The sequence below is a fragment of the Chitinophaga sp. 05T412 genome (genome assembly GCF_056396465.1).
Window position 1 is genome coordinate 109,613 of sequence record NZ_JBFTLN010000012.1, and the last position, 21,232, is coordinate 130,844.

General features: G+C 43.3%; 16 protein-coding genes. 7 read left to right on the top strand and 9 right to left on the bottom strand.

Annotated features, from left to right (window positions below; all coding sequences use genetic code 11):
- Positions 1 to 5 precede the first annotated feature (5 nt).
- The 7 genes from AC1DFM_RS24490 to AC1DFM_RS24520 form a co-directional block, all read right to left on the bottom strand.
- The gene (locus AC1DFM_RS24490) at positions 6 to 2,030 is read right to left on the bottom strand and encodes a family 20 glycosylhydrolase (RefSeq protein WP_477079402.1); all 2,025 of its coding nucleotides are present in this window, start codon (positions 2,028 to 2,030) and stop codon (positions 6 to 8) included.
- Between the two features lie 42 nt (positions 2,031 to 2,072).
- Positions 2,073 to 3,161 carry a DUF4998 domain-containing protein gene (locus AC1DFM_RS24495; protein WP_477079403.1) on the bottom strand — a complete coding sequence of 363 codons (1,089 nt, stop codon included), beginning with the start codon at positions 3,159 to 3,161 and terminating at the stop codon, positions 2,073 to 2,075.
- Between the two features lie 28 nt (positions 3,162 to 3,189).
- A complete protein-coding gene (locus AC1DFM_RS24500) occupies positions 3,190 to 4,383 on the bottom strand; it encodes a DUF5000 domain-containing lipoprotein (RefSeq protein ID WP_477079404.1) in 1,194 nt (397 codons plus the stop codon).
- A gap of 26 nt (positions 4,384 to 4,409) precedes the next feature.
- Complete coding sequence (locus AC1DFM_RS24505) at positions 4,410 to 6,293, bottom strand: RagB/SusD family nutrient uptake outer membrane protein (protein ID WP_477079405.1); 1,884 nt, start codon at positions 6,291 to 6,293, stop codon at positions 4,410 to 4,412.
- Positions 6,294 to 6,307: 14 nt separating this feature from the next.
- A complete protein-coding gene (locus AC1DFM_RS24510; protein ID WP_477079406.1) occupies positions 6,308 to 9,463 on the bottom strand; it encodes a SusC/RagA family TonB-linked outer membrane protein in 3,156 nt (1,051 codons plus the stop codon).
- Positions 9,464 to 10,212: 749 nt separating this feature from the next.
- On the bottom strand, positions 10,213 to 10,668 hold the full coding sequence (locus tag AC1DFM_RS24515; protein WP_477079407.1) for an SMI1/KNR4 family protein: 456 nt from the start codon (positions 10,666 to 10,668) through the stop codon (positions 10,213 to 10,215).
- Positions 10,669 to 10,930: 262 nt separating this feature from the next.
- A complete protein-coding gene (locus AC1DFM_RS24520; RefSeq protein ID WP_477079408.1) occupies positions 10,931 to 11,665 on the bottom strand; it encodes an SDR family oxidoreductase in 735 nt (244 codons plus the stop codon).
- Positions 11,666 to 11,789: 124 nt separating this feature from the next.
- On the opposite strand from AC1DFM_RS24520, the gene AC1DFM_RS24525 reads away from it, so the two are divergent.
- The gene (locus AC1DFM_RS24525; RefSeq protein WP_477079409.1) at positions 11,790 to 12,110 is read left to right on the top strand and encodes a winged helix-turn-helix transcriptional regulator; all 321 of its coding nucleotides are present in this window, start codon (positions 11,790 to 11,792) and stop codon (positions 12,108 to 12,110) included.
- A gap of 142 nt (positions 12,111 to 12,252) precedes the next feature.
- On the opposite strand, the gene AC1DFM_RS24530 is transcribed toward AC1DFM_RS24525, so the two are convergent.
- On the bottom strand, positions 12,253 to 12,825 hold the full coding sequence (locus tag AC1DFM_RS24530; RefSeq protein WP_477079410.1) for a hypothetical protein: 573 nt from the start codon (positions 12,823 to 12,825) through the stop codon (positions 12,253 to 12,255).
- Between the two features lie 158 nt (positions 12,826 to 12,983).
- Positions 12,984 to 13,604 carry a hypothetical protein gene (locus AC1DFM_RS24535; protein WP_477079411.1) on the bottom strand — a complete coding sequence of 207 codons (621 nt, stop codon included), beginning with the start codon at positions 13,602 to 13,604 and terminating at the stop codon, positions 12,984 to 12,986.
- A gap of 1,301 nt (positions 13,605 to 14,905) precedes the next feature.
- Here AC1DFM_RS24535 and AC1DFM_RS24540 point away from each other — a divergent pair.
- The 6 genes from AC1DFM_RS24540 (at position 14,906) to AC1DFM_RS24565 (ending at position 21,230) form a co-directional block, all read left to right on the top strand.
- Positions 14,906 to 15,091, top strand: coding sequence for a hypothetical protein (locus AC1DFM_RS24540; protein WP_477079412.1), 186 nt, complete (start codon positions 14,906 to 14,908; stop codon positions 15,089 to 15,091).
- Between the two features lie 89 nt (positions 15,092 to 15,180).
- Positions 15,181 to 16,167, top strand: coding sequence for a grasp-with-spasm system ATP-grasp peptide maturase (gene gwsG / locus AC1DFM_RS24545; protein ID WP_477079413.1), 987 nt, complete (start codon positions 15,181 to 15,183; stop codon positions 16,165 to 16,167).
- A 237-nt stretch (positions 16,168 to 16,404) separates the two neighbouring features.
- A complete protein-coding gene (gene gwsS / locus AC1DFM_RS24550) occupies positions 16,405 to 17,451 on the top strand; it encodes a grasp-with-spasm system SPASM domain peptide maturase (protein ID WP_477079414.1) in 1,047 nt (348 codons plus the stop codon).
- Positions 17,452 to 17,499: 48 nt separating this feature from the next.
- Entirely contained in the window at positions 17,500 to 18,363 is an 864-nt protein-coding gene (locus tag AC1DFM_RS24555) for a DUF6624 domain-containing protein (protein WP_477079415.1), read from the top strand.
- Positions 18,364 to 18,382: 19 nt separating this feature from the next.
- On the top strand, positions 18,383 to 19,498 hold the full coding sequence (locus tag AC1DFM_RS24560) for a glycoside hydrolase family protein (protein ID WP_477079416.1): 1,116 nt from the start codon (positions 18,383 to 18,385) through the stop codon (positions 19,496 to 19,498).
- 16 nt (positions 19,499 to 19,514) lie between these two features.
- Positions 19,515 to 21,230: a hypothetical protein gene (locus AC1DFM_RS24565; RefSeq protein WP_477079417.1), complete on the top strand. Its 1,716-nt coding sequence runs from the start codon at positions 19,515 to 19,517 to the stop codon at positions 21,228 to 21,230.
- Positions 21,231 to 21,232: the final 2 nt, after the last annotated feature.

Sequence of the window (21,232 nt, forward strand, 5' to 3'; positions counted from 1 at the left end):
AAAGACTACTTCCCGGGTTGGAAAAGCACATCGTTGGCATACCAGTTCATTCCTTTTTCCTGATGTACAGGCACGATGGTAAACATTAATTTAGGTGGCAGCTGCCAGTCTTTGTCAGGATTAAACTGATCTATGGGTAAGCGGATCAGCAGGCTATTCCAGCCTTTTCTGACTTTTACGTTGGCGGGTGGCCGGTAGGAAAATCCTTCATCTACCAATGGATCATCCAGTCGTCCTACTTCCCTGCCCGGAATGGCCCATACCGGCGGCGCCAGTAAGGCGCCGTTTACCCAGATCCGGCTTTTCATATAATCCCATTCTCCTGCCGGCGGCGTGGCGTCGGCACCAGACCGGGAGAGATCCTTTAACTCTGTAAACATCGTGATGGTCGTATCGCGCGAACTCCAGAAACGGGTGAAAGCGTACCAGGTGGTATTTTCCCTGGGCGCCGGCACCCAGGCTTTTACTTTGTAGGTACCTTCAGGACCATGCGTATGCCATAACCAGACGGTACCTCCTGTAACGTGAAGCGCACCAACGGAGTCTTGTAGAGATGGTTGTACACCTTCCGGCCAGAAAGCTGTATTTAGTGCGCCGTTGTTATCAAAAGGACCGAATAGTTTCCAGTGTATATTGGATTGCTTTACATATTGAAAAGGCAACTGTGAAAAATAACGACGCTTATGATCTGTCAGTCGTTTTTCGAAAGCAACGAAATCCCTTGCCCGGGCGGAGGTATCATTGCCCATGTAAAATACGATGCCTGCGTTGCCGCCGCCTCGCCAGCTACGTTCTGAAAAGGCCAGCATAGCGGGATACACAGGTGTCATCAATAAAAGATCGGTTTCTTTTGCCACACGCCGGTCGCTCCACAAGCAAATCTCTGCTCCCAGCAGATGGGCGTTCCCTTTTGTCTGTTGTCCTATTTGCCGGTTAAAAATAGTGACCACACTATTCATCGGATCAAGGTCGCTCAGGTAGAGGAAACGGGAATCTATATACTGCACGTTTTGATTGTCGAGGTGTTCTTCTTTCCAAAGCTGGCGGATATTGCTGCTGGCGCCGGTGCCGCCGGGCGCCCAGGTAATCACCTCCATATGATGCTCCCTAATGGCCTTTGATACCTCCGGCAGCAACTGTTTGTTGGTGATGTCTACTTCATCTGCACCGATGTGCAGATAAGGTAGCGCATAGGTACTACATACTTCGTTGACAATATCCAACACGATGCGCTGACCTTTTTCGCTCTGCATATCTTCTCCGGTAGCCCGTTTAAAGGCGCTGCTATGGCCGGGTATATCAATTTCAGGAACCAGGGTGATATAACGATCCTTACAATACTGAATCAATTCTTTCATCTCTGCTTCGGTATAATATTTCCCTTTGTTGCGGGTCATATTTTCCGCGGCGGTGAGTGCCGGGTATTTTTTTATCTCCAGACGCCAGGCCACATCCTCTGTAAGATGAAAATGGAATACATTCAGTTTATACCGGCCCATGACATCAATCTGTTGTTTCAGGAGCGTGGGCGATTGGTAATTGCGGCCGGCATCTACCATATATCCGCGCCATTGATAGGCCGGATAATCCATTATATCACATCCTGGCAACGAGGGCCCTGTAAGCAGCTGATACAACGTTTGCAGGCCGTTAAAAATGCCATGAGGTTCATTGGCTGTGATGATCACCGCTTTGCCGGTGATCTGCAAATGATACGCCTCTTCCGGCAAAGCAGGCGCTGGTACTTTGCCCAGCTGCAGCCGTAGCTGGTATTCACCGGTAGTGGGTTGACTGATCCCCGTGGAAAATCCTTTTTCAGCGAGCAGCTGTTGCAGCAAGACCGCTTCTTTGCGCAAGCTTTCATCGCCCACTACAATTGTTTTGACTTTACCAAGTGGAAAACGCTGTCCATTCCATTTAACGGATTGCGGCAATGGAATCAACGCCGGCATTTGCTGCGCGGGTAACCGGAGTGCGCTTAACAACAATAAGAACATCGCACTGATTAGCCATTTATTTTTTTTATTCACTGTATAATAGATTAACATCAGAAAATAATGAGTATTGATTCATCAGAAACCATACGCGCTGATATCCCCTAATACGATGTACGACTGTGGTCCACTTAATCCAATGAACTTAAAATACCTGGCTTGTGGATGGGTCGGTATTTCATACGATTGTCCATCGTCAATCAGGCGATTAAAATTAAATGTCCCCACATCTGTCCAGGTGACATTATCGGTACTTACCTGCATCTTAAATGTATCGCAGGCCCGATCATCACCGGTTTTCCGGTATAACATGAAAGACGTAATCATGCTTTGCCGGCCCATATCCACTGTAAAGAAATGCGGATATTGAGAGTTCCCTACCCATGCATGCCAACGGGTATTCGGATTACCATCAATCATATTGGTCACCCGGTTTTCATCGCCGGGATGCTGACTTGAAAAATCTATGATCTTCCAGGACCCCGGGCTGAACAAAAATGGTTTGCTGGTGCTATAATCGGTGTAAAAAGTATCGATGCTTAATGAATCAGGAAGATATACCGTCCGGTACTGGTAAAGCGTACCAGGCTTCATATCCGTTATCACCGATGTTACATTGCTCACGGGAAAACTTTTCACCTGTTCTTTGCCGGATATCGCGGTATATTTTACCTGCATGGCGTAAGCGCCATTCGAAATATCTGCTCCACCCCATTTAATAGCTATTGAATCAGGATACAATACGCCTGCAATTACGGGGCGGACTAAGAGGCTGGATTGGTAGAAATCTCCATAACTGGCGCCAAATAATTCCACCGGCACAGATACATTTCCTTTTGAATCGTAAGTTTTGATGATAAAAGAATAGCTCTTCTCCGGTAAATTATTAATCGTATAAAAAATGGTATCTCCCGTAGGTGGAATAGTCACGGCTGCAGAGTCAGCATAATTATTCCAGAAAATTTTTGCACTGGCCACGTTGGGATCTGCTCCCCTCAGCCAGGAAATTTTCACCCTGTTCTGGCCGGCATACACGATGGGCTTGTTGGCCTTTCCCGGGTAAACGATACCGTCCACCACCACAAACTGCCGGTAAGTACTATCCATCTTTTTACAGGCCGCGAAAGCAACCGATAACAGGATCATGTAATAGCATATATTTTTCATCTTCCTTCTTTTTATCTTTTTAAAAAAACTATGGTACCAGTTGCCCCCAGAGATCCAGTTCCGCAATCACCACTTGCCCGGACATGCTATACGTTTCCAGCGTTTTAAACCGGAGATATCGCACAGGGGCCATCAGACTGCCTAGCGGAAAATCTTCCCCTTTCAGCCATGCATAGTTCAGATCTTCTGCAGTCGTTTGTCCCATCGGTAAACCGGAAGGTTTAAAGGAATTGAAAGTGCCCAACAATTGCCAGCTACCCCAGCTACCATCGGGGTTGGGATTATTGCTTCCCCATAACTCAAATTTTTTCACCGCAGAACCCGCGTAGAAGTGATCGGACTGCATCTGATGCTCCACAATACGACTCAGTACTACTTTTTTACCGAGATCGATCGTAAACCACTGTGGCAATACGGAATTATTAGTCGACGCGAAGATGCCGCCATATCCCTGGATGTTATTATCCCACAGATGTTCCAACGGAAAGCTTTCTGCTTCCTTCCAGGTATCTGTAGGAAGATGTACCGCACTCCAGGTGGTTTTAGGGATTTGTACTTCGTAAATAGGTTTCAGTGTTTTTATCAGGGTATCTGATTTATTATTCCACCGGTCTCTTACAAAAACCGCAAACGTTCTTGCGGTGGTATCAAAGCCTCTTACAGAATAATTACCTGCAGGGGCGCCGGTATAAAATGTATTGATCACATTCCAGGTGTGCTGGCCTGTAGAATCTACCATCACTGTGACCGCGAGATTATCTTTGGCATCATTCCGGAAAGCGATCTGAATACCGCCAAAAGTCGCGTCCATCCTAATGGAGGCAAAGGTGCTCAGCACAGCAGGCTGCAAGGGTTGTACCTGGATATTTACTGGAGCAGACGGCTTCTCATTCTTGCCTACACTGAATAATTGCACCGTATGTACAAGCGTGTCTCCGAATCCTACCAGCCGCAGGGTATCCGTAAAAGAAGATGCCTTTGCTTCTCTGAAAACCCCTTTTTGAATTTCATACACCGCCTTCACATAAGACAAATTCGGATCTACAGGAATTTTATAAGTTAATACAGCGCCGCCTGGCATGGCCACCACCTTTATCTGGCTAACGGGCGCCGGCGCAGGTGCATTAGGATCTGTAAAATCGATCCGGCCTTCTTCTTTATTGCAAGCCCAGCTAAAAACCATTACTAGCATGGCTATAATGAGATAACGTAGTTGTTTCATGTCGGTTATTTTTAGATCTGATGATATTACCAGCCCAGGTTCTGCACCAGACCTTTGTCGATAGAAAGTGAATATTCACTGATGGGCCAGAAATAATTTTTCAACCCGAAAGACTGGTTAAAAATGACTTTAGGGCGATAGTACGCTTCGGCTGTTTCCTGGATCAGATCCCAGCCTTTCACTGGCCTGTTGAATACTGTTTGTGCTTCTTTCCAGCGGCGCAGATCCCAAAAACGCTGTCCTTCAAATGCCAGTTCTATCAGGGTTTCCTGGTGAATAATATCCCGCATTCCTTTTTGCGTTGTATACTTCACGGGGTTATTGGAGTAAGTACTCCAGGAAGATTCCACGGATTTCAAACCTGCCTGATCCCGCACCTGATTCACATAGTTATATACTTCCGCACCAGGACCACCGGCTTCATTCAATGCTTCCGCATACATCAGATACAAAGCGGACAAGCGCATGATGGGCCATGGATAATAAGTAACAGAATAATCTCCAGTTGTACCGATCACATTCTGAAAGTGGATTGCTTTTTTCAAATAGTATCCGGTAATAGATCCGAAACCAGGTTTCCCAAATCCGCTTCGCTGCCGGTATTTTGCCTCGAGATAAAACAGGTCCAGAAAATTCTTGTCGTCATAGCGTCCCTGGCCGTACCAAACGCCGCCATCGAAACCCAGGTCGGCATAGAAACGTGGCTCCCGGTTGAAGTTCAGATACGCCGATGTATAATCTTTCCGCACGTATAATTCGTCTGCCGTTCCTGCTACCTTCAACGTATAGCGGTTAGCGTAATCCCAGGTTTTATCTTCTGAAATAGGTACCCCATTGTTGGTATAAAACAATTCGGCCATGTGCAGCGGTGGTGATAACAGGCCGCGAAAGGCGAAGTCTCTGCTGTTCGGATCAATAAAAGTGGTGATCATCTGCTGAAAGCCGGTGGAATTAGTTTGTGTATTCGCCCAGATAATCCCGCTGTTCCATCTCTCACAAAAACTATTTCTGATACTTAATTGTGTGATGATGGTATCAGAAAGCTGGTACTGCTGAAAATCGGGATGATATTTATAGAGCTTCAATCCCGCCTGCTGGCAGGCTGCTATCGCGGCTTTACAGGCAGCTACCGCCGAGTCCCATTTTACGGCCGAATAAGTTGGATTAAAGAGTTGGGTACCATTCCTGTTTTTGAGTCCTGCCTGGTCGGCATTCCCATTAAACAAAGGGCTGGCGGCATATACCATCACCTTCGCCTTCAGCGATAAGGCAATGGGTTGCGTAATACGTCCTAACTCATTAGTAGGATCGGTGATAGTAGCTGGCAGCTGACCGGTGGCGCCATTAATTAATTCCAGGATATAATTAAAGCCGGAATCTACGGGCGCGCGGGCAATATCGACGGCGCTGCCATCTGCCGTCACTGGCAAATTGGTTCTCATTAACGGGATGGGGCCATACATCATCATCAGATAGAAATTGTAGTACCCTTTGAGAAATTGTACTTCTGCCATCCAGCGTTTTCGTTCGGGTTCCAGCAGGTCGGGAACTTTGCCGATATTCTCCAGAAAAATATTGCAATCGCGGATGGCGCGGAAATAATAGCTCCACCGGTCTCCCAATGGCGTTACTACATTCTGGTATCCCTGGGCCATGCTAAAAAAGCCGGTTTCCGTAGCAAAGCGCCATAGCTCGTCGCCCCCTACCATGGCGGGATCATCGCCGATGTCGCCATTCTTCGGCATATAGGAATAACAGGTAAATAAATATTTCTTTGCTTCAATGCGGGTGGTAAAGGCATTGTCCAGTGTGGCTACGTTATCCGGCACCACATCGAGGAATTTGGCACAGGAAGGACAAGCCATTACCAGGAGCAGGAGCAGCGCCGTTATCAGTATATTCGCTTTCATTGTGTTGGTTGTTCTTAGTTAAAATTCAGGTTAAGCCCAATATTAAAGACCCTTTGAATCGGGTACYCCAGGCCATATCCACCCATTTCCACATCCCATAGTTTGAATTTGCTGAAAGTCAGCAGATTGGTGGCATTKAGATAAAAACGGCAGGTAGAAGTATGCAATTTCTTCTGCCAGCGTGCTGGAAGCGTATAACCTATTTCTACTTGTTTCAACCGCAGGAAAGCGCCATTGCGCATAAACCAGGTGCTGGTTTGCGTATTGTTTTGATTCACCTCCGGGCTTAAACGCGGCCATAGTGCGTGCACATTCTGGTGCTCTTCAGACCAGTGGTCGTCTGCATAAGCTTTCAGCAGTTGGTTCTGTCCGTCGAAAGGGGCTGTGGCCGCGGCATCTATCCAGAATGATTCATTACTGAGTCCCTGAAAAAAAGAAGAAAAGTCGAAATTTTTATAGCCAAGAGAGAACCCAAATCCATATATGACTTCCGGCACCGTAGGATTCCCGATCGCTACTTTATCTGCTTCCGTAATCTGCCCATCACGATTTACATCGAGGTACTTAATATCCCCGCCACCATAGGGACCGAAATTCTGCTTCGGTGAATTGGCGGCTTCCGCATCGTCTACAAAGAGTTTTTCAGCGATGTAACCAAACGTCTGATTGATAGAATAACCGGTATGATAGCGATAAGATTCGTTGTACCTGGGTTCTTCATAATTTTTATATTGACTGGTAGCATATGTAAAATTGGCCATCACAGACACCCACCAATCCTGCTTAAAAAATTGTTTATAGTCCATAGAAAGATCCACCCCTTGCGCTGTAGCCACGCCCACATTAGCTCTGATAGGCGCAGCAAAACCGGCAGCTTCCGGGATAGCGACACGATCCATCAGGATATGGTCGCGGTATTGGGAAAAATATTCTGCCGTAATATTCAGTTTGTTGAATAGTCCAAGATCCAGGGCAATATTCTTTTGTTTGGATGTTTCCCAGGTGATATCCGGGTTAGCATACCGGGAGATAGATATGCCGTTAAGGCTGTATAAAGTCCCCGGATCACGCCCAAAGGTGGCGCCTTTTTTATCGTTGTTCATATTTACATTCGAGAGATAAAAGAACCGGTCTTGTGACGAACCAATAGCATCATTACCGATAATACCGTAGGTACCTCTCAGTCGCATATTAGAGACGACAGATTTCAGCGGCTCAAAGAAATGTTCGTTAGATACCGTCCAGGCAAGACCTACAGATGGGAAAAATCCGAACCGGTGATGGCGGTCGAAACGTTCAGACCCATTATAACCAAAATTGATTTCTGTATAATAACGTTTATCATAAGCGTAGGTGGCCCTGCCTGACACGCCCATGTTCCTGAATGGGAGCGATTGCTGTAAGTCTCCGGCATTAGCATTCAGACGGTTTTGCGCCATAAACACCACCATACCACTTACATCGCTTTTATTAAAGCTGCGATCGTAATTCAACCTCCCCTCCAGGTAAAAAGACGTGCTGACTGTTTTCGCACCTTCATTATAGCCCAGGTACTCTGTACCGTCGTTAGGATTGATGTTGGTGATAAAATATTGGTTCGATAATTTATCGTAAGCATCCATCTTATACCAAAAAGGGTTGTAGAAGCGGCTTACATCAAAATACGAGGTACGGTTGGTATTTACCATGCCACTGGCCACCAGCCCGGGTGTAATGGCTTTCAGATTCTGCTTCAATTCAATTTGCGCCAGCATGAGGGATCTGGAATAATTTTTATATCCTTTCACCATATCAGCATATGGGTTGATATACTGTCCCACATCGTAATTGCCGAACATGATATGCTGTACATGTTGATGTGCTGCATCGATGGGAAAATAAGCGGGAAACAGCACCGGGTTAGACTTCATCACCTTCTGGTACATGGTAGCGCCGCCATCGAGCGGGCCGGTATAATCATCGAAGCTGCCGCTTAAACGCACCACCATTTCTGTGGTTTTAGTGATGTTGATATTGACATTGGAGCGCAGACTGTAGCTGTTTAAACGAATATTAGTATTGAAGTTATTCCGGTTATCTACTTTCATCAATCCGTTATCCCGGTTGTAGGCGCCGGAAACATAATACCGGGCAACACCTCCCCCTCCGCTCACCGCGAGGTTGAGGCGCTGATTCATGGTATAGTCTTTAAACATCAGCTTTCGCCAGTCGTTGGCCGGATAGGCAATAGGGTTACCGCCAGCAGCGGTATTCTCGATCTTTTCTTCGCTGTAGGGCAATGCGCCTAATGGATCGCGGGTCAGCACCGCTTCATTAGACAGTTTCATATAAGTGACCGGATCGGCCAGCTCAATATTTTTCGTGGGCGCTGAAAAGGAATTTTCTACCCGAAAAGCCAGATGAGCTTTTCCCACTGCGCCTTCTTTGGTAGTGACCAGGATCACGCCGTTGGCCGCCCTGGAGCCATATAGGGCAGTCGCGCTGGCATCTTTCAAAATAGAAAAGCTGGCGATATCATCCACCTGCAGGCGGGCGAGATCTGTAGTAGTTAATTCGATTCCATCTATCAGGATGAGTGGATCTTTTTTATACCCGAAGGTGGTCACCCCACGGATAAAAAACTGCGCATTATCCTGACCAGGTTCGCCACTGCGTTGAAAGGCAATAAGACCGGCAGCACGTCCGGCCAGTGCGGTGGTCAGGTTACTGGATGGTATTTTCAGATCGGCCGGCCGTATGGTGGTAACAGATCCTACCACATCATTCTTCTTCTTAGTCCCAAAGGCCATTACCACCACATCTTTCAATTGGCTCGATACAGATTGCAGGGTGATATTAATGACGGATTGAGATCCTACCCTGACATGCTTTTCTATAAAGCCGATATAACGAAAGATCAGCGAGTCGCCCGTTTGGGCATCCAGAAAATATCTGCCTTTCTCATTTGTGGTGGCGCCTTTACTGGTTCCTTTGACCAGTACCGTGACACCGGGAATCAGGGAATTATCATCTGAGGAGGCTACAATACCAGAAATAGTCATTCGTTGTTGTGCAGATGATAACGAACCCGATAGCAGTATGGCTGATAAAAGCCCATACCTTTTGCTGTTGAATGCCTGCCAGCATTGTGAAAAAAAGTAGTGTGTTTTTCTAAACGTAGAATTTCCCATAGCGCAACGCTATTTACAATTTGATGGAAGTGAAAAATGAATACTAAAACGAGCTGTTGATTCTATAACACAAAGCATCTCCACCACACCATGCAGTTACAGGTGATGACCGGTTTTTCAACCCATAAAAAAGTTCTCTGAAGTCAAATCTGACGAGAGATAAAAATGCTTAAAGTGGCCTGCCGACTACACGACCCGCACACTGCTTTGTTGTTACATGTGATTGTTTAAAAAGGATGACATATTTTGGTTGCTTCAAAACTTCCAGACTAAATTATTTCTGGTACGCAAGGGCCTGCACACATAGCGATAAGGAAGTTTTGGTATTTCTTCTGCTATTGTTCTTGTTCTGCACCATAGGTGCCTGTTCACTGTATAATTGATTCGTTTTGTGGTACTTTCTTCACTAAAACTGGTAGCAAATTAAATCAGAAATTCGTTCCCACCATCCTGCACCATCCTGTTCGGGAAATATGGGGTAGGGAAAATGGGGGCTTCTTTGCGAAGGGGCATAGTGATCTGAATAATCTCCGTCGAAATCAAATTGTATAAAAACGAACTACTAAAACTTAATATTAGGAATGGCGGCTTCGGTGCCTTACTTACTATTTCTATATCGGCCCTCAAGATGGTCTACTTTGTCAAATTGGCTATTCAAAATTTGATCCAACATATCATCGAACGAAACCTGTAGCCCTTTAGCCATGGGTCGCGCATCATGTATGCTCAAAGCGGGCATTGCGCCCAGATCAAATGGATGAATCTATTGATGCCTTATTTATCAATGTATCAAAACTGTCTTCCAATTGTTTTATCTCACCAGAGTCGTGCATGTATATCCAAACCGAAAAATCATCACTGGTATCTAAAAAAAGGATATCTCCATTATCTTCAGCAATGGAAACAAAGGAATATAAATGATCTGAAAACCTTCCTTGCATATTCCTTCCAGCCTTCTCATTTACTTCACTATATGATCTTATTAATTCCCATGCTTTCCTGTTTTCTGTTGCTCCGTCCACTACAGATAGTTCATTCAATCTTTTTTCTCCCCAAAAAAACCAGGAGACGCCTTCATCATCTGGAAATTCTTCCCAGAATTCATTGTAACTGACGTAACAATAATCATCAATGCTTCGTATGAGGCTTTTATACCTCTCTGGAAGGGTTTTACCAATTTTATGCTCAATTTCTTCAATGATCATTTGTTATGTTTATGAGTACGCAATTGTTAAATGAATTGTAGACAACATACAGCCTCCCGTTCCTCAATACATCTTTATAGCCCCGGGATAATTTTACCTAAATACACCTCGGAAACCCAGCGTACGAAATCATGGGCCCCGTCAAATCAGTCTTGTTGTTTGTTGGGAGTGCCCTGTTGCCACAATTTAATCAATCCATTGCTAAACTCAATAAACCTTGCAGCATCAGATTCTACAAGGCTTTAACTCGTCAGGAATATAGTTAAACAAGTAAGCTTCCTCCATCAACCACTATAATCTGACCGGTGGTAAAGCTTCCGCGCATGAGGTATAAATAAGCTTCGGCAATTTCATTTGCATTGCCGACCCTACCAGTCAATAACTTGCTTCCAATCTGACTAAACAATTGTTCTCTATCCCCCTCCGCCATACCGGATAAAAGGTTTGTCCTGAAAGTTCCTGCACATACCGCATTAACCCTTATTGGTGCAAGTTCGAAAGCCAGAGAGCGGGTAAGTCCTTCAATAGCACTGGCCATTGCAGCAATCACAGCAGTTCCTTTTCTCGGTCTTCTCCCGATGGCGCCGGTGGTTAATATAATTGATCCACCTTCGCGAATCAATGGCGCTCCATACTTTGCAGCCATCACGGAACCCCAGAAGCGCAGGTTTATCGATTGTTTTGCTTTGTCCATGTCCAAGGCCGACAGGCTACTGAAATTCAATGCATCGCCTGCAGTAAAAACAAGGTGATCAAACTCGCCCATTTCCTTAAAAAGCTGCTCAATCTGCTTTTCATCACCGAGATCTGCAATGAAACCTTTGCCCGTAGGCAGTAAGGATAAAGCGTCATTTACCCTTTGCTGGCTGCTGGAAACCACCACCACAGAAGCGCCTTCCTCTGATGCTGCTATTGCAGTAGCTAAGCCAAAACCGGATGTGCCGCCTAATAGGATCACTCTTTTGCCAGCCAAACCGTTCTCTCTTTTATTTTCCATGTCCTTGTTTGTTTGATTTTTATAGATCCAAAATTATCGGACATTTGCTATAGTCTTACTATCCGTTACCTTTAGTATAGTGACTATAATTATGGAGAAATTAAAAAGTAATTCAGAACCCAGCATGGAGAGGCAATTAGCACTGCAGGATGCTCTCGACTTATTGAAAGGCAAATGGAAAATACTTATTTTGAGAAGTTTGTACCTCTACGGAACGATTCGGTTTAAAGACCTGCTGGAAACTTCGAAAGGTATAACGCCCAAAGTGCTGTCGAAGGAATTACAGCAATTAGAGGAAAATTTGCTGATTACCCGAACAGTGAACAATACCAGACCTGTTACAGTATCTTATACACTTACCAATCATGCCATTGAAACCCTACCTGTCATTAATGCTTTGATTGAATTTGGATTGAAACACAGAAAGAAGATTATGTCCCATTGAACCTTGTTTGCTTTTTGCTCATACGACCATTGCCTTTCCTCCTCTTCAAGCTTGCAAATATCTATGTACAAATCATGGGGCGCAATTAAATTTGAACCAGTTTAAAGCCCAGTCTTACGACCCTTCAAACAAACATTCCACCTTATTCTTTCGAATAAACAAGTTCAATAGATACAATCTGATTTTTTGCGGCTTCTGGAAAATGCGCAGCACTTATTAGAAGATATAATCCCGTTTTTCTGCCAGAGGAATGCTTCCGAAGGTCAATATGGACGGGCGGAGGAGCTTTGTGCTCTCTGAACAATGGGGGTTCTGGATCTAGCGGCCCAAAGCGGTTCGTTAAGGCTTTAAAAGTAAGTTGCGTCCCTATGGCGCGGGGAAGCGAGATATAGATCCTATTCCTTTGCCTGGCATCACTTTCGTTGTGAAACGTTACCGAAACAACGGTATCTGGAACGTTCCTCCCCTGCTCTACCAGCATAATGGGTAGGTAAAGCGCAAAACTATCCGTTACCTTTTTTAGCTGATCAGTACTAAGCTGACTATCAGCAAAACGATTTGCAACGTTATCGATGTATACAAGAAGCTGATCGTTTGCACTCCTATTTGTATCCGGAATACCCGCGCTGGGATCAATCGTCTTCTTCGGGTTTGAAGAATGACAGGAAACGATCAGCATCAGTAAAAAATATAAGTAATACCCGGTCTTGTTCATGATAGCTAAATTTTAGGCGGTTGAGTATCCTTGAAAAAAACCTGGTTTCAGGATACTCCATCAAATTATGGCCATACGCTCACCATTGCAAATATGCTTTATGTTTCGCCGTTGACAAGCGGAAGTTATTAATTTACACTTCCTGGTTGTGAAGATCACTAAAAAAGCAATAACAAAATATAAATCAAAACCATTACCAGACCGGCGCCTACACACAGTTTGTTCTGCTGGTACTTTTTCAAGGCAATTATAAATAGGATCAGATTGAGCACCATAGCAAAGAAAATAGTCAACCCGCCTATTTTTTCTCCCAGCGTATACAGATAAAGTTCAGTTAAATACCCACTTTCAGAACGACTTTCACCATCCAGTTTCAAATAAACATATGGCATTGTCACCTCATCATTAATGCTTCTCTGATCTGTCCTGAGTATATAAAAAGATGCTTTCCTTTCTTCAGCGGGCCTAAGTTTAGGCTGTTCCCAATAGATATCAGGTATTACACCAGCTGGCGCAGGCAAATATATATCCTTTAACTTATCCTCTCTGAACATGCTGCCCAGCCCGGAAAAAGTTCTGCTTAAAGTAGCCTTAAACTCTTCAGTCTTCTGGATATACTCCGCATCAGACCTGGCTCCCCTGCTGACCTTCTTAGAGACATTCATGGTKGCGGTCATTTTCACCAACTGTTGATCCATCTCCTTCGTTTCCAATATCGTATAAATCAAAAACAAAACAGGTAACAACAAAGATGAGATAAGGCAAATGGTATATTTCATATGTAATTGCGGTTATAGATTCCAGCTAAATTTTTGGTATTATTCAAACTAACTGGTTAAATCAAAACATTGAGCCCGGCATAACTGTAATTCCATAAAAATTATCGCTAATAAAATAAAAAGTCTCCTCATGCTTATGAATCTACTTTATTTAACTGTAAAAATATCCTTTGCTTTTTAAAAGTAGCCACTGATTTATCAAATACACTTCTATKACGTCCTCAGGCTTGTACGTCAATCCGGGCGTTTCATAGAGCGGTTAATCGGGTTTACTCTTTTCTACCGGCCAACTACTGATCCAAATTTGTATTGCTCAGGATTAGCTTACTTTGTACCGTATTGTAATGAACTTATTACATAACACTTCAGACATACGAAACAGAATGAGTAAAAATATATTCCCGTAAATTTTGTAAGCCCAATAAAAAATATTTTTTTTTATTGAACTAATGTCTATATATTAGAAGTGTAATAAACAATCAAAACATTTGTAGCATTAGCGCAAATTGCGACTGTTCGTACGAAGCATTATTTAAAAGCCAAACTGATTTCCTTCAAATAATTTTCAGAGCACTAAGTAATTACCCAGTATAATCGACAAGACTATGAATAAAGGACCCGACAAGTTTGTATGTTAATTCTAAGTTTGTTCAGCCAGGATTTTATTTAATACAGGACCTTATTTACTAATTGCCATCCAACGTCAGCTTGAAATCATGTATCCAGCATGGTATTCCGTAGTTTGTTATTTTAATCTGCAAGATAGATAGTGGAATATTTGTTGTTGCAGTAAAGTAAAATATATTGAATAATAGTGAGCAAAACCCTTATCTCAAAAGAACAGCGAATGAAAAAAATACAAAGCCCTAATGGATCAGCAGATCCAAATTAAACCGCACCGGTACTGAATCATGCAGAAAAGGAGGTTGTATTCAAATAATGTATACCGATAACCCGGTAACAATATTACTATGCCCGACAAATATCCTCACAGATAATTTGATCAGTAATCCTTACTTTTTTTAGCAAAACAAAGTATCCTTAATCAGGGAACTAATCGACCCTATTACAAAAAATCAAATAATTACAACAAGGAACATCAAGTATATTCCTATCAAATTGTTGTGCCATAAACTATAGGAGATCACCACCTGTAGTATATAGAAAAAAGCTGCATTACTGCTAAACATCTTGCAGGGTTGGAGTTTGGAAGGTAGCGCTGTCTTCCGGATAACAACGATCATCCTTTAGCCTTTTGGGTTAAAAGGCATCTATTCTTTACATTTTAAAAAATCAAAATCATGAAGAAAATCAAATTAAAAGATTTAGACAGTTCCAAAGAAATTCTCTCTAACGAGAAATTGTCCCAGATTGTTGGTGGTTTATCTGCTGACGGAGATACCACATCTACTGGTCCTACTAAAACCAAACCAGCATTTGCTACTACCTTCAAGGAGAACGAATCTTTTGATGAAACTGAAGGATAATATCAGTTTAGGGCACATGGTATTTTACCATGTGCTCTTTTATTCTCCTTTACAAAAAACATTTGCAGTTATAAAACCCCTCATAAGATATGATAGTAATATTCGGGAGACTGGATGATGCCTCTACCGCATTTGTGGCAGAGTGGCTCCATGCCTTTGGCAAAGAGTATATTATTTTGAATACAGATGATGACCGGGCGAAGTTTATTACTTACGACATGCAGCAAAAGGAACTCATCTTTGAAAAAGAGGGCGTTGTATTTAACCTGCTGGATATAAAAGCAGCATGGATAAGGAGAACAGGTATATCAGAGAAATCATTTGGCACCAGTGGTAGGGAGCACAAAATTTTCTTCGAAGAAACTGATTTTGTGCAAAAGCACATTAAAATGGAAGCAGATATCCTGGTTGACTATCTCCATGATATCATTAGCCGGGAATGCAATACTATATTAGGTTCCAATAAATATGGGACCGTAAACAAACTAACCGTTCTTGACATAGCAAAAAGTTGTGGCCTGCATGTGCCGGACAGTTTTATTGTAACCAGTAAAGAACAGGTTAGTGATCTGCTTCAGCGCGGGTATAAGCTCATTACAAAATCAATTGGACAGGGTGTATACCGGATAAGAGATGAAGTGGCTTATTATTCCTATGTAGAAGAAATTGATGACCAGAATCTTGCACCACAATCCTCCCATTTCTTTCCATCCTGGATGCAGAAAAAGATAGAGAAAAAATATGAGCTGAGGGTATTTTATTTACTGGGCGAGTGTTACAGTATGGCCATCTTTTCACAGGAGAGTGAATTCACCGCTGTAGATTTCAGGAAATATACACCGGATGCTCCCAACAGGCATGTTCCTTTTGTATTACCCAAAGAGGTATCAGACAAGATAGATATGCTCATGAAGAAATTATATTTAAACACAGGATCATTGGATATAGTGGTGGATCTGCATGACAACTATGTTTTTCTGGAAGTGAACCCTGTAGGGCAGTTTGCCATGACTTCCTATCCGTGCAACTACTACCTGGAAAAGCGGGTGGCAGAATATTTATGCCGCGAAAATTGAGTAACGCAGAAATCTATTTTTCATCAAGGATAAATGATACACTTATGTCAGAAATGGAATTAATAAAAAAACTGGAGCTAAAAGAAGCTCAGCAAAGAGACCTCCCATTATTCTATAATTTCATTTCATATAACCTTTTTTTTGGTAAATCGGTAGCACGCTATCATTATAATGATCAGCATCAATATTTTGTGAACTATTATGCACCGGAAAAGCCAATCTCTAAAATCCTGAAGCATGAACATGAATAAACATCTTCCGGAGGACGTATACTTTTATCTATTTGCTGATTGTATCCTGACAAAAGGATATACCAGAACAATGATAACGGATACATCCCGAAAGGAATTACATTTTGTAGACAATAGTTATTATGAGGTGCTACTTTTGTGCCGCCAGCACAAAATCGGGGAAATAGTGGAAATGCTGGATACGGAAGATGATATATCCCGCTTAAAAATATTCCTGACTGAATTGTCAGATAAAGGGCTGGGCACATTTGTGCATGATATAAACCTGTTTCCGGAAATTGAAAAAGTATGGGACCATCCGTCAGTCATCACCAATGCTATAATAGACGTAAGAGATGTAGCACATGATTACGGAAAAATTTTCCGTGAACTGGACGAGCTGGGTTGTGAGGCTGTAGAGATGCGGATATACAAAGCTTTTTCTATCGGGGAAATGAGGTCTGTTCTGCTTAGCTCCGCCGGAAAACGATTCAGGCATTTACAACTGGTCACAAAATTTGCTGGCCCAGACTCTTCTCCGGAAGTACTAAAAGATCTTGTTGCTGAATTTACCTATCTGTTCATAACGGTACATACCACGCCGGAGGACGTGTGCCAGGCTTTTAATGATGTCATTGAGCGGGAACAAAGAATATACTATGTAAAGCAGCACATTGATTCAGACCAGTGTTGCGGGAATATTTACTTTGAAAGTTTCCGGATACCCAAGATTAAAAATATTTCAGAGAACCTTCTGTACAATGGTTGCCTGAACCGGAAAATAAGCGTAGATGAGCATGGCAATATCAAAAACTGCCCGTCGCTTCCAACAGTATACGGCAATGCCAGGACAGATTCTTTCAGAGATATTTTAGACAAGCAGGAATTCAGGTCGCCGTGGAAAATAAATAAGGACATGATTCTTGAATGTAGTGATTGTGAATACCGGGCCATCTGTACAGATTGCAGGGCTTTTATAAAAGATAGTAACAATATCCTTTCCAAGCCTGCCAAATGTGGTTATGACCCTTATACAGGTATTTGGAATCAATAGGTACTGCCAGAAATGTGTAGTATCTTATATGCTCATAAAACAAGCTAAATGAAATATACAATATTGTTGATCTCTACATTTTTTTATTTGACAATGAGTGCCCAACAACTGCCATCAAAGGAAAAAGCAAAAGTGATCTCAGATCTGGAAAAAGCTTATGACCTGGACCAGGGTACGCGTAAAAAATTTAACGACTGTGCTGCGGAGCATGGTGCCAACAATGATGCATGCAAAGCGTTCAGGAAAACCCTGGAAGCGCAGGATAGTGCGAACCAGCAGGTTGTTTTCAACATCTTCGAGAAATATGGCTGGATACCTGCTAACCGTGTTTCGAAGAAAGCCAGCAAGGCATTCTTTTATGTGCTGCAGCATGCACCCCTTGAAGCGCAAGCCAGATATGCCCATATGGTGGATACTGCATTTAACCGCAAAGAAATTTCACCGGTAGAATATGCTTTTTTTGTGGATAGGCTAAGAAGCAAACAAGGAAAAGCGCAGTTATACGGTACACAAACTGCCACCGATAATTTGGGTAATTCATATCTGTACCCTGTTGAAAACTGGCCGTTGGCCGATTCTCTCCGGGTGCAGTTAGGCGCACCACCACTCGACGAATTCCTGAAAACATCCGGACTTAGCTATCCTATGCTGCCTAAAACAGACTTCCGGGACCATGCTATCATCATCGGCCATATCTGGGGTACCAATAACAAGGGAATAGATAGTGTAAAGGTTTCTATCGCCTCCAAATATATTGGTGCATCTGATGCCAATGGCTTCTTTTTGTTGGAAATTGAGAAGAACATGACCGATAAAATCACGCTGACGCTTGTGAAACCAGGATTCAAAATTGTGACCTATCCCGTTGATGGCAATAAAGATTTTCATGAAATTTTTGTAATGCTTCGTTGATCCTCTAATTGTTGCTATCATGAGCTATAATATGTTAAACCCGGAGATTAATACAGCAACAGCTGATATAAAAACTGAAACAGACCCCTATCTGTTATCGGCGCTGGAAAACATTACAGCACATGTTTTAAACGACCTGCAGGCTACCAGGACTCCTTCATTAGGCAGTGGCATCGCAGGTATATTGCTGTTCCTCTCCTACTATAATAAACTATTTCCTCCTACAGCTACAGAGGAAGCAGCAATGGAAGCCGCAGAAAAGGCTTATGTAGATTATAAAAAGATGCAGCCCGGGAAAATGGCCAATTATCTATCAGGCGCGGGGGGTATAGTGGCTGTTTTCGAAAACATCACGAAACATGGCCTGCTTGAAACAGATGTAAAGGATGTGTTCCGGGACGTAGATGGGGCGGTGAGAAAACAGCTACTGCATGAAACAATGCATTCATTGAGCATTCAGCAGCCTATCCTTGGCGGTGGTATATATATGTGCGCCAGGCTCTGGGGCATGGATAATGTTTATACCAGCAACGTTATCAGGAACCAGGAGTCTCTGATTGCTGCAATAGATGGCATTAAAGCCGTTTTTAATACCACCAGCCGGACAAAAGCTTTAACCAGCAGCTATCTGAATAACCTCTCCAGCTGCCTCATATTACTCTGCAAGATTTCAGCAACCAATATTTACCCGGAGGTAACAGAAAAATTGACAAATGCCATCCTGCAATTCATTGAAGACCGGATACTTCCCCTTTCAGATAAGACGTGGCAAGGTAATACTGGAATAGCCAACATAAGTTATGCCTGCTGGCAGACGGGAAGACAACATGATAGCAACCTGCTACCACGGCTACTTTCAATACTGAAGGCTCAACTATCTCCACTAAAGGTCCCGGATCTTTCTTTTGAAAATATAAGACAGGTACAGCAACTGAACCGGCTTTATCATGGAACAGGTAATTCTGCGTTCAGATTACTGGCTGAAAAAAATATTTCAGTGCTCATAGATCGGTATAAAACAGCACCATATGCCTGTAATCCTGGTCTATCAGGCACTTCAGGGCTGGGCCTCTGCATATTATCCTACATTTCAAATACCTGTCTGGACTGGGATGAAGTAATGTCTGTCAGTTAAATTAAAAAGCTTTCCAATGATCTACATTTCTGCCCAACCTGACGCCAAATACTTTTTGTGGCAACTGGAAGTCCAGTTGGAGAATTTCAGGCGCGCCGGCATCCCTCCGGCGCAAATACACGTGCTTATTGGTTTCCATCCAGACACCGGGTTGAATAAAGCGTTCAATGAACTTATTACCAGTGGCAGGGCCAGATTTTTCCCTTATCCCGACGAGCGGCCGGCCGGCAATTACAAATCATCGATCCGTCCTCACCTGCTGAAAAAACATTTCCGGGAACATAGCTATTTGTCCCGTGAAACGATTTTCTATCACGATAGCGACATTATCTTCCGTGAGCGCATAAACGAAGGCTTGCTGGAGGCTGGGGATAGTTGTTTTTTGTCTGCCACCCCCTATATTTCAACAAAGATCATCAAGGCCCATGCAGGTGAAGATACATTGCATGAGCTATTGGCCCTGGTGGGTGTTTCGTCTGCTGTTGCAGAAGAAAACGAGCCTCATACCGGCGGCGCTCAATATGTCCTTAAAAACATTTCCTGGTCGTTCTGGGAGAAAGTGGAAACAGATTGCGAGAAGATCTTCAATTATATGACAGCATATAATGAGCGGCATGGGAAAGGACTTCAAGCCTGGTGCGCCGATATGTGGGCCATCCTGTGGAATAGCTGGCGGGAGGGCTTCTCCGTTAAAATACATCCCGAACTTGATTTCTGCTGGCCCGCAGATGATATCAGTTGCTGGTACAACACCAAAATACTACATAACACCGGCGTATTGTTGCATGAATCAGAAACACTTTTCTGCAAAGGATTGTATCTTACAGATCCTCCCTATTTCAACAATTTCTCATCCCTTTACAAAGACAAGTGTTCTGTGAAATTCGCTGAAGCTGTTGAACATTTTACCCTGCAGATAAAAAGAACAGACCTCAGGGATGTTACTTTTATATTTCCTGTACGTGTAAATTCCAACGATACCCTACAGAACCTGGATTTAGCTACCCGCTACATCAGTAAATATTTCAGTACTAATATTTTAATACTGGAGATTGATGATATCCCAAGGATAAACACCACAACACTGTTGTCCGATATCAAATATCTCTTCCTCCCCGATGAGCAGCGGGAATTTAATGCCGCACGGTTCCTGAATTCCTATACCGGAGAAATAGCAACCAAGGTGATAGCCATCTGTGAAGCAGATGCCATTGTTCCCTATGAACAGATAATGGAAGCCACCGGAACTATCAGGAACGGGGAAGCTGCGTTTGTATATCCTTTTAACAAGGAAGCCATTACTGTTAACCAACGTGGTATTGATAATTTACGAACAACACTGGACTATAACACGATTGCTGAAGTAACAAATAAATTATCCGGTACTGAGATCTCCTTTGGTGGCTGGTGTTTTATAAACAGAGAAGTGTATATCCTGGCCGGCATGGAAAATGAAAAAATAAGGCCATGGGGGTATTACAATAATATTGAACGGGCAAAACGGCTGAACATACTGGGATATGAAGAGAGTCGTGTAAATGGCAACTTTCTGCAACTCCCCCGGTATCAACATGCGGTTTCTGAGCAATCCGCTTCCAATCATCTAATCAACAACCTTAGGGAATACCTGGGCATCTGTAAGCTACGGAACAGAGAGTTAACTGATCACATCAGTACATGGGAACGGGCCGCTTTCAGCAGCCGCTTTAATAAAGATCAGACGCTTTCTTAAAC